This is a genomic window from Candidatus Jettenia sp. AMX1, assembly GCF_030263775.1.
Taxonomy (GTDB): Bacteria; Planctomycetota; Brocadiia; order Brocadiales; family Brocadiaceae; genus Jettenia; species Jettenia caeni.
The window spans coordinates 1-16,088 of the sequence record NZ_SZPP01000079.1 but is presented as its reverse complement, the minus strand read 5'-3'; the positions used below and the strand labels follow the sequence as shown (position 1 = coordinate 16,088).

The 16,088-nt window shown below is 39.3% G+C and carries 10 protein-coding genes and 1 riboswitch; of the genes, 6 read left to right on the top strand and 4 right to left on the bottom strand.

The window, feature by feature from the left end; genetic code table 11:
* Positions 1-747 precede the first annotated feature (747 nt).
* Positions 748-1,653, top strand: coding sequence for a hypothetical protein (locus tag FBQ94_RS16990; RefSeq protein WP_007222014.1), 906 nt, complete (start codon positions 748-750; stop codon positions 1,651-1,653).
* A 401-nt stretch (positions 1,654-2,054) separates the two neighbouring features.
* Positions 2,055-3,014, top strand: coding sequence for a cache domain-containing protein (locus FBQ94_RS16985; protein WP_285442290.1), 960 nt, complete (start codon positions 2,055-2,057; stop codon positions 3,012-3,014).
* Here FBQ94_RS16985 and FBQ94_RS16980 read toward each other — a convergent pair.
* Positions 2,965-4,710: a hypothetical protein gene (locus FBQ94_RS16980; protein ID WP_007222012.1), complete on the bottom strand. Its 1,746-nt coding sequence runs from the start codon at positions 4,708-4,710 to the stop codon at positions 2,965-2,967. The genes FBQ94_RS16985 and FBQ94_RS16980 overlap by 50 nt on opposite strands.
* A gap of 65 nt (positions 4,711-4,775) precedes the next feature.
* On the opposite strand from FBQ94_RS16980, the gene guaA reads away from it, so the two are divergent.
* Positions 4,776-6,326: a glutamine-hydrolyzing GMP synthase gene (gene guaA / locus FBQ94_RS16975; protein ID WP_007222011.1), complete on the top strand. Its 1,551-nt coding sequence runs from the start codon at positions 4,776-4,778 to the stop codon at positions 6,324-6,326.
* Positions 6,327-6,596: 270 nt separating this feature from the next.
* On the opposite strand, the gene FBQ94_RS16970 is transcribed toward guaA, so the two are convergent.
* Both FBQ94_RS16970 and FBQ94_RS16965 read right to left on the bottom strand, forming a co-directional pair.
* Positions 6,597-8,663: a sensor histidine kinase gene (locus FBQ94_RS16970; protein ID WP_007222010.1), complete on the bottom strand. Its 2,067-nt coding sequence runs from the start codon at positions 8,661-8,663 to the stop codon at positions 6,597-6,599.
* A 308-nt stretch (positions 8,664-8,971) separates the two neighbouring features.
* Positions 8,972-10,819, bottom strand: a complete 1,848-nt coding sequence (locus tag FBQ94_RS16965) for a radical SAM/SPASM domain-containing protein (RefSeq protein ID WP_285442289.1) — start codon at positions 10,817-10,819, stop codon at positions 8,972-8,974.
* Positions 10,820-11,216: 397 nt separating this feature from the next.
* A riboswitch (cyclic di-GMP riboswitch) is annotated at positions 11,217-11,304 on the top strand.
* A 63-nt stretch (positions 11,305-11,367) separates the two neighbouring features.
* On the opposite strand from FBQ94_RS16965, the gene FBQ94_RS16960 reads away from it, so the two are divergent.
* The 3 genes from FBQ94_RS16960 to ribD all read left to right on the top strand — a co-directional run bounded on the left by FBQ94_RS16960 (position 11,368) and on the right by ribD (position 15,304).
* Positions 11,368-12,633 carry a two-component system sensor histidine kinase NtrB gene (locus tag FBQ94_RS16960; protein WP_051006180.1) on the top strand — a complete coding sequence of 422 codons (1,266 nt, stop codon included), beginning with the start codon at positions 11,368-11,370 and terminating at the stop codon, positions 12,631-12,633.
* Between the two features lie 227 nt (positions 12,634-12,860).
* Positions 12,861-14,129: a 3-phosphoshikimate 1-carboxyvinyltransferase gene (gene aroA / locus FBQ94_RS16955; protein ID WP_007222007.1), complete on the top strand. Its 1,269-nt coding sequence runs from the start codon at positions 12,861-12,863 to the stop codon at positions 14,127-14,129.
* An 11-nt stretch (positions 14,130-14,140) separates the two neighbouring features.
* A complete protein-coding gene (gene ribD, locus FBQ94_RS16950) occupies positions 14,141-15,304 on the top strand; it encodes a bifunctional diaminohydroxyphosphoribosylaminopyrimidine deaminase/5-amino-6-(5-phosphoribosylamino)uracil reductase RibD (protein WP_285442288.1) in 1,164 nt (387 codons plus the stop codon).
* Positions 15,305-15,586: 282 nt separating this feature from the next.
* On the opposite strand, the gene FBQ94_RS16945 is transcribed toward ribD, so the two are convergent.
* Complete coding sequence (locus FBQ94_RS16945; RefSeq protein ID WP_007222005.1) at positions 15,587-15,754, bottom strand: hypothetical protein; 168 nt, start codon at positions 15,752-15,754, stop codon at positions 15,587-15,589.
* Positions 15,755-16,088: the final 334 nt, after the last annotated feature.

Sequence of the window (16,088 nt, the reverse complement as noted above, 5' to 3'; positions counted from 1 at the left end):
CGATGCATTACTTACAGCAGCCTTAATCGTGGAATAATCCTTTGGCACATGAATTGTGCCGGCATATGAAGCGCCTGACAAGCAACACAGGACTACTAACTTACAGAAAAGAAATTTCCATAATTTACCCTTCAACCTTCTCATTTCCCCTCCTTCTTAAATTATTATGTTACAAATCTTATGCAAGATACATAAGCAACTAGCGAAAGATATTTTTTATTTTCTCCTTTCATCAAATGGGTACAAGAACTTACAAAGAATTAACTTTAGGTCTGCATGGCGCTGCTATGATTAGCAATGTGTTTGCCAAAAAATCATTTCTATGAAAATCCTGAGAAAGGTGATGCATAACCATTTAAAATATAACTTATTACAATACGTGTATTTCATTTATTAATGTTGTTTTTCTCTTCTATAAAAGAGAAATCTTAATCATTATTTTTGTATGTTATTCATACATTTATAATCAAAATTATCATAAATAACTTTAAAAATACCCCTTATACCAAACTTCGCATGTCTTGAAAAACATACAGTGCCGTACCAAACAACATACACTTTTGTCTTTCTGGTATATAATAGTATACAGTTCTATTTTCCAAATTTTATGATATTATGAATTCGGATGTCAGATCCATGTTAATAAATTCTTGACTTTCCCATTTTTTATACATAATATTTTCATCAAAATTCAAGCATCAAGGCTATGAGTCAACTATTCATAACGATAAGGATTATATAAATTCAATGTGGGTAAAAATTGAGCTAAGCACGATGTGTTTTTATCATGGAGATATACTTGCAAAGATAAAACGATGCCGCAATGTAATCGAATCCTACGGTTTTACCTTTGGTATACAATTGCATAATTCGATAACAAAAGACGTATACGATACCATTAAAGACCTCGATGTTGCGTTTACTGTTCACGCCCCGGTATTCTCAAATCATTTCATCAATCTTGCTCATAATAATTTCGATAGTATTCTTGCAGGATTCCAAAATACCGCATGCGTTATGCAGTCACTCCAGGCGAAAACCGCGTTATTTCACGGTTTCTTTATGACCCAAAACCCTATTAAAAATGATCCAAACAACTATGGAAAGGTATTACGTGATGCCATAAATAGCAAATATCGGCTCAATGATACACGAGTCATGAACCCAAGGTTTTTAGAAACAGAAGAGTTCAGAAATTATCAAAATACCGTGAAAATGAACATGGAACGACTGAGGGAGAGATACCCATCATATACCCTCTGTATAGAAAATGATTTTCCTGGTATTGGCAATGGAAATCAGACGCCAGCGCATCTTATATACCTCAATTGTCCCGTTTGGCTCGATACCGGCCATTTATGGGCATCCTCTCTTCTCAATAAATTTGATTTCTATAGAGGTCTTGAAGAGATTTGTACACAATGCCAGGTAATTGGAGTGCATATAAATACGAATCAAACCTCTTTGAATTGGAACTTTAAAAGTCCGTATGGCGATACACACTCACATTTTTCCAGAGAATATGATATGGATATGGATAAGGTAATCAGAATTCTCAAAAAAAATCATATTACTCACTTCACTATTGAAATATTAGGTGGGGACTTGAAAGATATAGCCTTTTTTATTCAAACGTATCAATCAATTACTTAAATTTATTGTTTATTGTCTGGCTCCGGAGATTCCACAATAAGGTTCTTGTTATCTCATGTAACCGGTTATTTATGAAAGCAACAAGGGCTGTGGGTTTGAATCTACGGTAGTCCTCCATGTCATTCCTGATTGCCTTTATCGGGAATCCAGATTGGCCTTCTGAGAATTTTCACATCATATAGTTCTTATAAATTAATGTCTGAATTTTCATACCTTTTTGAATTCCCGCCCAACTTGAAAAGGCTTGACAAACAAAATCTAATTTGTAAGATATGTATTTTTGGTATTACTTATCCCTTAATAGAATAGAAACAATTCTTAGATGTAACTTTATCAAATTGAAACCTATAAATAGAATAATTATCGTATCAGGCATTGCACTTTTGGTTTTTTTAATCATTATGGGTCCGTTAACATACAAAACCCTTGTTCCTGCCCTAAGGAATGAAGTTCTCAACCATTTAGTCTCCGTCCGGGAAATTAAAAAGATGCAAATCCAAAACTTTTTTTATGAAAGATACGGAGACGTCAATGTGCTTTCCAAAAATCCATTAGTTATTCAAAGCTTACCACGGTTCTCAAATGCCTTTAAGGATGGCGGCTTTGACAGCTCTGATTACAGACAGGTAGATACGTATTATGGTCCGCTGCTGGAGCATTTTCTCAGGCAATACGGTTACAATAACATATTTTTAGTGGATATAGATGGTAATGTTGTATTCTGTGTTAGAAAGGATGAACACATCGGAACAAACTTGAAAACAGGAGAATACAGTTCGTTTTCTATCGGAGAAGTATTTAAAGAGGGATTAAATCATATTAAATTCTCTGATTTAAGCTGGTGTGAGGATTCAAAAGATTTTACCTTTATGGCAGCCGCTCCTGTATTCGATCTTACCAATAGGCTCCTGGGTGTTATTATTGTTGAAGTACCCTACTCCAAGATTGATGTATTTTTATCCCAGAGAGACGGATTAGGTGAAACGGGTGAAATTTATATTGTGGGCGATGATAATTTTATACGCTCAAAATCAAGATTTTTTACACAAAATACTATTCTCAAACTTGAAATTGACACAGAAGGCACTCGAGACGCTTTTCGTGGAAATACCGATATAAAAATCATAAAGGATTATCGTAATATCCCCGTAATCAGCGCATACACACCGCTTGAAAATCTCAGGGACGTTAACTGGATACTGTTAGTAAAAATTGATGTGAAAGAAGCCCTTCATTCCGTTCTTGCTATAAAAACAGACCTGATTATCATTGGGACTATAATTACCATCATTACCGTCACGTACCTCTATTTTACCCTTCGGAAAAAGCAGATAAAAAGTACTGATGCAGAACTTCCATAGGGTATATATAAATCGGATATTCACGAAATCTTACAACCCCGTTATATGCAAGATTCTCACTTACCGTGTTTAACTCCTGTTGCTTCTTAAGAAATTCAGCATGGATTTGATTCAACATGAGCTTGTTCAATTCTCTAATCTTATTAAAGCGCTGCCTTTTCTCATCTGCAGTACAATCTGCCGTCTTTAATAATGTTTGCTTTTCCCTGGCTTTATCCATAAATTCTGTATCATTTTGTATCTCCTTCGAAGCATATAAATCCGGATTATAAGTCATATTCCTAAGGTCATTCTGCAGTCGTTGTGCGGTTCCAATATCAGAATCAAAGGTATCAAACGGCAAAAACAGGGTAGCAGAAACGGTAATAAAGGTTGGAGGGTCTATCCTAAAAAATTCTTTGATAATTTCATCAGTAATCGTATCGTATTTTGCTCCTCCAATTCCGTGAATAAATACATCCGAGAAAAATAAGCGGGAAAACATTGTTGTTGTAATTGCCCGTGGACGTATTTTAATATCCGTATGTAATAATGCTCTTAGCCTCGATAGATTCTTATCAACCTCTCCGGTTTTCTTCAGAGTAATCAAAACATCCCCCCCCTGAGTAACTTTTATACATTCTCCCTCATCCAATACATAGCATTTACCTCTCTGCCCCCCCGCATTCCATGTCCAAAAAGGTAATTCTATTAAATTTCCGCTAATCTTTAAATCCGGCAATGGATTAGCGTGTGAGCGAATTTTATGAATCCGCCGGTATTCACTTAGCTTCTCATTATATATTTTTGAGAACCGGCCTGCTTCATATAGAATATGCAATAAAAAATAATAAAATCCATCCGTACTACACATAGAGGAAACAGGAATTTCCAGATTATGAATAAAAAAATCCTTCTCCAGGGCACATCGTGCAGATGTTAACAAACCTACCATATCAATACAGCCTTGCTGATAGCTTTCTACCATACAATTCATAAACCTTTCGAACATAGACCGCATATGTTCGATGGTTATTTTCACGTTGTTATTCTTATCAGAGATATTTTTTTTGAAGAGGCTTAAGACCTCTTCTCTGAATCGAGGTATCGTTCCAAAATCATCAAACCTGATCTCCTCATACGCCGTCTTATATTTATCCCTTACAAAGAGTACCTTCTGAATAGATGCTGATGTATTGGATAAAACCGGCATGTGCATAAAGCCCATATTACAAGCATCATTGTCCACAATCATATTAACACCAATGCCACCAACTTTTTCAGCTACATGATAGGCAAGATGGTTCTTTATCCATACTCCCGGATAATAGAAAATAGGCTCATGGCCAGTCTGTATAATAGGAATACTTTTAATTGACTCATAGTCCAAAGCCTGTCCTTTAACATGCAGCTTATCCTGGACTGCCAGCCATGAGGTATTCCTCTTGTTATTATGCTGCACAGAAGAGAGCGTTCTCGCCTGGCTCTTAGGGAAAAGAGATGCAATCATGCTCGTATAATCAGCAGCCTTGTATAGCAATTCTTCCCGGGTTTTATCCCGCAATTCCCTCAATGGAATACCAGCCACCTTGATCTTATAAGTATGTATCTTATGCTTATTTGCCAGTACTGAATTTGGAATACTATCTATTGACGGATCAATAAAAATCTCTTTATTATGTTTTGGTACTTTATAAGGAATATTTTTCATTGCCATTTTTTGTCAATTTTGCTTAAGTATGTTACAATAATGACATATAAAATTATATCCAGGAAAATAACATGATTGAAGAGAATAATGAAAAAGTCTTAATCCTCGATTTTGGCTCACAATATGCTCAACTTATCGCACGACGGGTAAGAGAAAATAATGTTTTCAGTGAGATAGTCTCACACAAGATTACCGCAGAGCAAATCAAAAAGATCAACCCAAAGGGTATTATCTTTACTGGCGGTCCGGCCAGTGTATATGTAAAGAATGCTCCACAATGTGATGAAGAAATTGTTGATTTGGGAATACCTATCTTAGGCATCTGCTATGGAATGCAACTGGGCTGCCAGATGCTAAAAGCTACGGTAAAGCCTACCGTCTCACGGGAATACGGAAGAACGACTTGCATAGTTAATGATCAAAGCAAACTATTCAAATCAGTTGATAAGGATATCATTGTGTGGATGAGTCATGGAGACCAGGTTGTTGAATTGCCCATAGAATTCGAGTCTCTTGCATTTACTCACAATTGTCCCTATGCAGGGGTGAAACACAAGAAAAAGGCATTTTATGGTGTACAATTCCATCCTGAAGTTACCCATACTCTGCAAGGAAGCCAAATTATCCGTAATTTTCTTTATGAAATTTGTGGCTGTACCGGCACCTGGAAGATAGATTCATATATCGAAAAATCCTTACATGATATCCATAGCCAGGTTGGTGACGGAAGAGTAGTATGCGGGTTATCGGGCGGGGTTGATTCAGCAGTAACGGCGGCGCTTATCCATAAAGCTATCGGAAATCATATCTCCTGCATTTTTGTCGATAATGGACTTTTAAGGGATTATGAGGCAGATGAAGTTGTCAAAACATTCAAAGATAATTTCACCGTAGACCTGCACGTTATTCATGCACGGGAGAGATTTTTAGATAAATTAAAAGGGGTAATTGATCCGGAAAAAAAACGGAAGATTATCGGACATGAATTCATTGAGATTTTTAAGGAAGAGGCAAAAAGGATATCCGGGGTAAAATTTCTGGCACAAGGCACACTTTATCCCGATGTCATCGAGAGTATTCCAGCCCATGGAGGTCCAACAGTAACCATTAAAAGTCATCACAATGTCGGTGGTTTACCGGCAGAATTAGGGTTTGAGCTGGTTGAACCGCTCCGATTTCTCTTTAAGGACGAAGTGCGCAAAATAGGAGAGGAGCTTGGCCTGCCGGAAGAACTGGTATGGCGTCATCCCTTCCCCGGTCCGGGACTAGCCATCCGGATTATCGGAGAAGTAACAAAACCCCGTTTAGAGATCCTTCGCAATACAGATAAAATCGTTATCGAAGAAATACGCAAGGCAGGGCTCTACCGTTCTGTCTCACAGTGCTTTGCTGTACTTCTGCCGCTCAGTACCGTGGGGGTTATGGGCGATGAAAGAAGCTATGAAAATGTCATTGCCATTCGCGCTGTAGAAACAACTGACTTTATGACTGCCGACTGGTATCGCATTCCCCATGAGGTATTGGGAACCATTTCAAATCGGGTTATTAATGAGATAAAGGGTGTCAATCGTGTTGTGTATGATATTAGCACCAAACCACCAAGTACTATTGAGTGGGAATAAAATCATAGCAAAAAGCAAAAAAAGCCCTTCAACCCCGAAGGGGTAACATGGGATGTCTGCGTTGAGATGACATCCCTTCATAATTTCATGGTAGGGTATATGTTATCCAGCGTCATTTTACCCCTTCGGGGTTAAATGCGGTATGTCCGGTCTCATACAGAGGGTACTGTGTAGTCTTATACGCTGAACAGCAAATGCTTCGCCCTTACGTATGATCACAGATACAGTTGCTGAAGACGTAATTAAAGTAAGTTTTCCTTATTTGCTCTATCATGCTATTGGCAAAGTAAACTTAAAAGTCGACCCTTTCCCAGGTCCATCGCTTTCTACCCATAACTGTCCTTTGTGTGCTTCAATAATGTTTTTACATATCGCAAGACCTACACCTGCCCCATCGATTCTTGGACGTTCCTGGAAAAATCGCTCAAATAACCTGGAAAATTGCTCTTTTGGCAATCCGATGCCTACTCCAGTGTCCCTGATAGCAAATTCTACATAAGGATTTTTTTTTTCTATAGAAATATGAATTTCTCCACATTCCGTATATTTTATAGAGTTATCGATAAGATTGGTGATTACTCGCTGGATTTCATCCTTATCTCCAATTACGGGAGGTACGGTATCGGGGATATGGCCTATTATGGCCAATCCTTTCTTCTCTGCCAGGAGCCTCATACAGGTAATAGTTTGAGTAGCTAGCTCATTCAGATGAAGAATTTCTTTTTTAAATACTAAACGACCCGATTCTAAAACAGAAAGATCAAGAATGCTTCCGATAGTCTTTTGTAATCTTTGCAGGCTGTCGTTAATAATTTTACTGAATTTTTCTTCTTTTGAGCGGTCTATATGTTCTTTTTTTACTTCTTTAGACCAGAGATCAATTGCCATCTGTACCTGGGCAACGGGAGACTTGAGTTCGTGAGATACATCGCGTATCATTTTATCCTTCATCTGATCAAGGGTAAGTAACTCCTTATATGCCTTCTCCAGATTGCTGCTCTGTTTTTCAAGTTCCTGGTTAGTAAGGATTAAGTCTTTTGTCCTTTCTTCTACGGTTCTCTCCAGGTTGGAGGTATATTCCTTAAGTATCTGTGTTTTTTCTTCCAGGAAACAAGCCATTTTATTAAAAGAATTCGATAATTCTCCAATTTCATCATGGGAGATAATTTTCACCCGTTTACTATAATCACCTTCAGAAATACTTTTTGTTATCTCGGTAAGGTAAAGAATAGGATCTGATATTTTCTTTCCAAAAAAGAAGGCAAAGGAGATAACAACGATGGTTATCAGAACCATGATGGGAGCAACAACCATGTGCAATCTCTTGACCGGACCGTAACCTTCCTTTACATCAATCTCTGCAATAATGCCCCAGTTGAGTTCAGGAATCCATTGCCAAAAGCCTAATACCTGTATACCCCGGTAGTCTGTATAACCCTCTCCATCGTATCCATGCCCTCCCTTCAGACATTCCTCAACACTTCGGGTAAACTTTCCTGTTGTCGGATTAATAACCTTAAGCTCAAGGGTTGTTCTTTGATGGACTATTCCAAAATCCTTGAGATCCCGTAAAAATTTCGATTCAGAGATCATATATCCATGTTTATTAATCAGGTATGTTTCTCCCGTTTCTCCTAACCGGACACTTCTCATAAGTCTACTAATTTCCATTACATCTACCCGTAAGCATACGACACCGATAATCTTATTTTCATAAATCACCGGCGTAGTGATATAGAGGGTAGGTAAACCGAATTCTAATCTTCCGTATTCATTTTCTAAGGGAATTACCGAGGGTGCAATGGGTGATACAAAGGTGATGCCATTTACGGCATTTTTGAAGAATTCATATCCCGCCACATTCGTGATTACCTTTCCCGTTGAGGTAGTGATTTTTAAATCTCCGTGGCGGTCACAGATGAAGATTTCTTTATAACCATAAGCCTCTCTAAGGGTATTTAAATGATGAAGCAGCCTATAAAAATTTTCACTCCCCTCGGATTTATAGATTACACCAGGTACATTCGGGTTTTCTGCTATAATCCTGGCATCAGCCTTCCTTTCCTCGATCCATCGTACAATGAGTTCCGACTGCTTATGTCCGACCCCCTCAAGATTTTGTATTAGGGAATCCTGCAAGGCCTTTTTTTCTGTGGGATAAATAAATACCCGCATAATAAAAATAGGAAATACAGAAAGCAGAATAGAAGAAATAATAATCTTTGTTCGTATCGATTTACAGGAAAGTATATGGAGTTTATTGAAAGCCTCAGGAAAGATATTCTCGTAGTTTCGGTATCTTTGCAAGAGCTGTTTTATGAGCACTATAGTATTCATGACAAGTTCTTTTATGAGCTTATAGAGAAGTACTCGGTGTTCGCCCTTATTGAATACTTGGGAAATTCAATATGCCTTGGTTCAGCCAAGGACGATTGAACCAGCAAAATTGTTGCTGAAAGGTGGCATCATTTGATGTACAGGAATTTTTAATTCAGGGTAACTCTTTAGGGTTGCTATCCTATCCCCCGTGCACGTTTAAGCGAGAGGAGGCAAGGCTAAAGCCTTGCCCTACATCATAAAACTCTTGCCCTACATCATAAAACTATAGAGGCCTCATGTGTTTTCATGCCCTTAAGCCCCTGTTTTTACTTGAGTTTATTCTTAACAAAAGAAGGAATATCTTTCATGTATTGATCGATCATTTCGCAGGTAATCATTGCAGCACCTCGCCGGATCGCGAAGCCTTCAATTGCTTTTTTTGCCCTGCCTCTGATAAATATAGGCGCCTTCTCCAGACGTTGCTTTGCTTCCTCTGTCCATGAATCCTTCAAATATGCCTGAAATTTAGTAATGATGCCCTCATTCCTGATAGTACGTTCATCAAGAAATGCCTTAATAGTATCAATAACCTCTTTTTTGTGTGCACTTTTTAACTTTTCTTTGGCCTTATCCCATGCATCCATCCTTAGTTCATCAAATCCGATATTCTTAATACGTTTTGATGCGAGCTGCATAGATTCATCCCGTATTTCGGAAAGGAATTTAGAAGTAATCTCTTTATAACCATGCTGGCGCGCCTTTTTCTGCATAAGCTTATAAATACCTGGCCGTACAAAATCCGGCGCATTTGCAACACGTTTTCGCGCCTCCTCAGCCCAGGGGATTTCACCATCCTGATGTACCTGGCCTCCATCTTCTGTGTTAGTGCCAGCTTTACTTTCACTTTTTGTCGGGAATGCAGTTCTTTTCTTTGCTATCATCTCTTCCCGTGAGGCCCTCATTACTTCCAAGGTTATTTCATGATGGTTGCTCTTTGCTGCATAACCTTCAACATTTTTAATGACCATACCCCGTCCGAAAGAGGGGATTTGTTTCAGGATATTTTTTGCCTCGGAACTCCAGCTCATGGTGAAGTTTTCTTCAACCCCAAAGGTTTCGGCTGGTGCTAATTGGATAACTGTATTGCCATATTTCCCCGGGATATAATTGCACCATCCATCTTCATCCATCTGGTTCCCTGAGGTTGCAAGCGCCCTTGCCCTGCATCCTTTGCAGATGTACTTAAACTCACAGACACCGCATCTGCCATTCAGATCAGTATTTCGCAAAGTTTGAAAATCGGGGGTATTTTTCCAAATCTCCACAAAACTTTTCTCTCTTACATTTCCGGAAACATTAGGCATATAAGGACACGGTGTAACATCGCCTTCCGGTGTGATCCTGCAGTAGTGGGTAGCAGCCGGACAACCGCCAGCATACGTCCTGATGAGTGGAGAGGTGGTATCATGTTCATACACAATCCTTCGGTAGTGTGGTGCGCATTTTGCTCCCACCATCATTTTCCCCTGATAGTTCTTTTGTATAGTATAAAGCTGGTGCAATGCCTGATCGTACTGCTGCGGTGTAATATCGGTCAACTCCTGACCTTTACCGGTACAGACCAGAAAGAATAGGTTAAATACCCTGGCACCAAGATTATATGAGAATTCGATAATATTGGCAATCTCATGAAAATTCTCTTTCGTGACGGTTGTTTGTATTTGGAATTCGATGCCTTGCCTGCGGCATGCCTCAATTCCGTTGAGGGTATCATCCCATGCACGTGAAATCCCCCTGAATTTGTCATGTCTTTCAGGCATTATAGAATCAAGGCTAATACCAATACCGGTTACACCACTTTGTTTCAATCTCTTTGCCACATCATCATCAATTAAATTCCCATTCGTGCCCAGCACTATCATCATCCCTTTCTGAGAGGCATAGGAGGCAAGATCATAAATATCCTTCCTTAATAGTGGTTCTCCACCCGTAAGGATTAGCAGCAAGTTAGGATTAAGCTCTGCCATTTGATCTATAAGCTTAAACCCTTCCTGAGTGCTAAGCTCATTGGCGGATTGCCTGGTTAATGCATTGGTATCGAGGTAACAATGGCTGCAACGCAAGTTGCATCGATAGGTCGTGTTCCAGGAGATTGCATAGGGTTTGTAATTCATTTTAAAAGCCTTTTATTATAGATAATACTAAAGATAATGTGAAAAATGAATCTTTCATGATAATTTTACTATGAGCTGTCTGTGAGCACAATAGTTTTCTCTCTCTGCTTATGATAAGCAGATCTGAGATCGGGCAATGCTCTATGCAAATAATATAAAATTGAGAAAGAAAAAACAATGGATATATCTCTGAATACTCTGTATCAAGGAACATTTGTGTACTACAAGATACATTTTTGTCATGTAAAATTTTTTGAACCTATTTCATACAATACGTATGTTAAGATGAAAAATATGATAAATATTGAGCACTATTAACGATTTGTAGTTGCTATATCGTTTATTGGTATGTAAAATGCTAAACGTAACGTTTGTATCTATAAAGTTAATTTTTGAAACCTGATAAAGGCAAACCATTCGAAAGGATGGGACGCAAAGCCACTGGCCTAAATCTTCATTAAGAATATGGTAGCAGGGTTGCCGGGCGAATACAGCACTCCATAGGCCGCTGTGTTTGTTACGGCCAAATTTTATAAAGGGGTGCTGGCATGTTATTATCTCACGTCTCGAAATTCTTTGTAACAATCCCTATTTTTGCTTTCCATACAAAGAACTGGTTTTGTGCAGAATGGTTATACAAACAGTTTATTCCCTCTGTTGTTGGCTTTTGGAGTATTGTCCGTAACATTATCAGGCGTAAACGTGCTAAAAAGACGCTTCGTGCAAGCGAAAGTAAATATCGGCTCCTCTTTGAGAGTCTTCCTCAGAGAATATTTTCTAAGGATAAAAATTTCGTATACATGTCTTGTAACGAGAATTTAGCCAGAGATCTCCATATCAGGCCAGACGAGATTACCGGAAAGACCGATTATGATTTTTTCCCCAAAGAACTTGCCGAGAAATATAGAACTGAGGATAAGCGGGTTATAGAATCAGGGCAGACAGATGACAGAGAAGAGAAATATATCGTAGATGGACAGGAATTGATTGTCAGGATGGTGAGAACCCCGATAAAAGATGAAAAGGGTAATGTTCTTGGCATCTTAGGCGCATTTCTGGACATCACGGAAAAGATAACCTTGCAAAGAGAAGCTGAACGGTCCAGACATCTGGCATCATTAGGTGAACTGGCTGCGGGTGTAGCCCACGAGATCAATAACCCCATAACCGGTGTTATTAACTGTGCCCAGATACTATTTAATAAAAGTAGCGAAGGAAGTAAGGAAAGGGATATTGCCGGCCGGATTATCAAAGAGGCTAACCGTATAGCGAACATAACCAGCAGTCTTCTTTCTTTTGCAAGATTTGGCGATTCAAAGGAGAAGAAGAGCATCGTTAGCATCCGCGAGATAGTGGCGAATACGTTTGTCCTGATAAAGGCGCAATTGCGAAAAGAGGGTATTACGATAAAGTTAGACGTTTCTCCAAAATTGCCCCAAATTATTGCGCACCCTCAGCAGATACAGCAAGTCTTTCTGAATGCTATCAGTAATGCGCGATATGCCTTAAACCAGAAATATCCAGAGGTGCATGAGAATAAAATCCTTGAGATTATCGGGGAAGAAACAACGATAGACAACCGTCCGGCGGTAAGGATTACCTTCTATGATCATGGCACGGGTATACCTGCCAGGATACGAGATAGAGTAGTAGAACCGTTTTATACCACAAAGCCCCGGAGTAAAGGAACGGGCTTAGGATTAAGCATCAGTTACAGTATTATCAGGGACCATGAGGGTAGGCTTGCCATTGATAGTGTTGAAGGTGTATTTACCAAGGTTATTATAGTTCTGCCAGCATTCAAACCGACATAGCAGATTTTCTTCATTTCTTCGTTAAAATCATATCCACGATACTATTGCATAGTTGTTTCAAATAAACTAAAATATATTCGTTTTAAATTTCTAATCAGGAATAGGTTAAGGCTTATGAGGGACTTTGGGACCGTTTGGGTGTATTGATGAACAGATTTTCATGTCCCCCCCAAAGCAGTGCTGGCGAAATATCATAGTACGGAAATTTTTCATAGGTAAGCTATAAAGTGATCGAAATAAAACCAATAAAAGGAAAAGTCAATGCAGTAGTTAAGGCTCCAGGCTCAAAGAGTTATACAAATCGCGCCCTTGTTACGGCTGCACTGGCTGACGGACAATCTATAATTTCTCATGCCCTTTTTAGTGATGATACTAAATACATGGCATCTAGTTTAAATACCCTGGGAATACCCGTTAAAGAAGAGCAAAATGTTAATAGGTTTGTGGTATACGGTAAGAGCGGAACTATTCCAGTAAAGCAGGCAAATTTGTTTATTGGAAATGCAGGTACAGCGATGAGATTTTTAACTGCTATGCTAACCCTGGGAAAAGGGGTCTATGAGATAGACGGTGTTTCGCGCATGAGGGAAAGGCCTATACAGGATTTACTTGATGGTTTAAGACAGCTTGGGGCAGATGTCAGCTCGAAATACCATAATGGTTGTCCGCCGGTACTCGTCGGAGGAAAGGGATTATCCGGTGGATCGGCTGTTGTAAAGGGAGATTTAAGCAGCCAATACTTTAGCGCCTTATTAATGACAGCTCCTTATGCTCAGAAGGATATCGTTATAGAAGTGAAAGGCAGCCTGGTCTCGAAGCGTTATGTAGATATGACTCTTGCATTAATGCGTCAGTTTGGGGTAAACGTTAGCAACGATAACTACAGAACATTCTTCGTCAAATCCGGGCAACGTTATCGCGCTATGCATTATGAGGTGGAGGCAGATGCATCAGCCGCTTCTTACTTTTTTGCTGCTGCGGCAATTACCGGTGGAAAGGTTAGAGTTGAAGGAATCGGAAGTGATTCCCTGCAGGGAGATATTCACTTTGTAGACGTCCTTAAGGAAATGGGTTGTAAGGTTACGATGCATGTTGATTGGATTGAGGTGCAGGGAGATACGCTGCATGGGGTGGACGTCGATATGGGGGATATGCCGGATGTGGTGCAGACTTTGGCATCTGTAGCGGTATTCGCCCGCGGTAAAACGCGGGTACGGAATGTGAAAAATATGCGTATAAAGGAAACTGACCGTATTTCTGCTGTCGTGAATGAATTGCGCCGGATGGGGATTTCAGCAGTAGAATATGAGGATGGTTTTGAGATTGAACCATCTCTGCCTCAACCGGCAGAAATAGAAACCTACGATGACCATCGTATGGCTATGAGTTTTGCGTTGATTGGGCTGCGCGCACAGGGAATATCTATAAAACATCCGGAGTGCGTATCCAAGACATTTCCTGATTACTTCCGGAGATTAGAGGAGTTACGGCCATAGTTTGCTGCGTTATGACTACAGTAAATACTGATGAAAAATACATGATGCTTGCGCTGGAATTGGCAGAAAAGGGAAGGGGAAAAGTAGAGCCTAATCCCATGGTAGGCGCCGTACTTGTAAAAAATGACGAGATTATCGGAACAGGGTATCACCAGATCTTTGGGGGGGCGCATGCAGAAGTGCATGCAATTCATGAGGGAGGAGCAAACTGCAAGGGGGCAACACTCTATGTTTCCATGGAACCCTGCGCGCATTATGGTAAGACGGCGCCATGTGTTGATGCCATTGTTAAGGCAGGTATCGGGAAGGTGATAGCTGCAATTATCGATCCTAACCCTATTACATCAGGTAAAGGAATACGAAAATTAAAGGAGGCAGGGATTGAGATTAAGCTGGGGGTTATGGAATTCCAGGCAATGAAATTGAACGCCTCTTTTTTTAAATTAATGCAGCAAGGATTGCCTTATGTGATAGTGAAGTGGGCAATGTCACTCGATGGAAAGATTGCTACTCATACAGGAGACTCAAAATGGATTACGTGCGAAGAATCACGGGTATATGCACATAAGGTCCGTGGGCAGGTGGATGGGATTTTAGTTGGAATTAACACCGTATTGCGCGATGATCCTCTCCTGACCTGCCGCCTTGAGGGAGGAAGGAATCCGAAGAGAATTATCATCGATAGTAACGCCTCGTTGCCCTTACATTCCCGTCTTTTAAAGACAATTCATGAAAGCGAAATAGTAGTTGCTGTGAGCAGGAACGCATTGCCCGAGCGTATTAAGAAACTCAGACAGTTGGGATGTGAGGTTATTCAAACAAACACTATGAGCGGTCGGGTAGACTTACAGGAACTCTTCCGGCAGCTTGGTGAGATGAAAATGACAAATATTTTAGTGGAGGGTGGCAGCAGAGTCATTACTGCAGTACTCGAGGATTGCCTTGCCGATAAAGTTATTGTTTTTATCGCTCCGATTATTATTGGAGGTCAGGGCGCAAATTCCCCTGTACTTGGAAAAGGTATCGATGCTATAGCTGAATCCGTAAAAGTTAACGAAATAACGATAAAAAGATTCTCAGATGATGTTGTTATTGAAGGTTTTTTGAAATATAAACACCGGCAAGGTAAAGATACAATGGCGGATTCACTCCGTTTAATCCGCCCTACCGAATGATTGAGGAGTGAGTAGCGGATTAAGCGGAGCGAAATCACCAAAGAGATACCCGTTTTCCTATCTGTCTGCATGGTTTTTATGCAGACAGATAGTTTAATCAGAAAAACTGATAGGGAATATTCCAGGTCCAAATTTCATAAAAAATATCGATAGTACATTTACCGTAACATACTATTGATTCATGTATATTTTTGTGAAGATTGTAACTGGAAATTTATATTCGAAGATACTTAGGAAGTAACATAGAGGAATAAATAATTAGGTAGAGTATTCAATTAATAATTACATAGCGTCGATATCACCGTCTTCATCATCCAATGCCCTTTCTATTTCAAATTCAATTTCTCTTCTCGGATCAAGCACGAGTTTTTTGTATCGCTCTTTAATAAATGCGAGCCGTTCAATTTTCTTACGCTGACTATCTGTAGAATAATTTACCTCTAAAATCATTTTATACATCTCCACGAAAAAGTTTTATAAAAATAGTAAAAATGAATCTTTGTAAAATTCGCTAAAGATTATATATTCAGCTAAGCTAAAGTCAAGTCAAATTAGGTAAATTCTTTTCGTGATAGATATGTTACTCATGGCGCGTAATAAAGTGTAAAAACCTGATTTTGTATGGATGATCTATAGTACCCTCTGTATGAAAACCAAACATACCACATTCAACCTCAAAGGAGTAAAATGATTCTAGCGTGACTTTACTAAAGTAAAGTCAAAATAAAGTCCTAAGGTGTTGAGATATATGAGGAAAGCGAATTTTTTAGTTGTATACACTGAA

Coding starts and splice junctions, on each gene's coding strand:
- FBQ94_RS16990 (WP_007222014.1), top strand. CDS start 748: ATGTGGGTAAAAATTGAGCTAAGCACGATGTGTTTTTATCATGGAGAT.
- FBQ94_RS16985 (WP_285442290.1), top strand. CDS start 2,055: ATGGGTCCGTTAACATACAAAACCCTTGTTCCTGCCCTAAGGAATGAA.
- FBQ94_RS16980 (WP_007222012.1), bottom strand. CDS start 4,710: ATGGCAATGAAAAATATTCCTTATAAAGTACCAAAACATAATAAAGAG.
- guaA (WP_007222011.1), top strand. CDS start 4,776: ATGATTGAAGAGAATAATGAAAAAGTCTTAATCCTCGATTTTGGCTCA.
- FBQ94_RS16970 (WP_007222010.1), bottom strand. CDS start 8,663: ATGAATACTATAGTGCTCATAAAACAGCTCTTGCAAAGATACCGAAAC.
- FBQ94_RS16965 (WP_285442289.1), bottom strand. CDS start 10,819: ATGAATTACAAACCCTATGCAATCTCCTGGAACACGACCTATCGATGC.
- FBQ94_RS16960 (WP_051006180.1), top strand. CDS start 11,368: ATGTTATTATCTCACGTCTCGAAATTCTTTGTAACAATCCCTATTTTT.
- ribD (WP_285442288.1), top strand. CDS start 14,141: ATGACTACAGTAAATACTGATGAAAAATACATGATGCTTGCGCTGGAA.
- FBQ94_RS16945 (WP_007222005.1), bottom strand. CDS start 15,754: ATGATTTTAGAGGTAAATTATTCTACAGATAGTCAGCGTAAGAAAATT.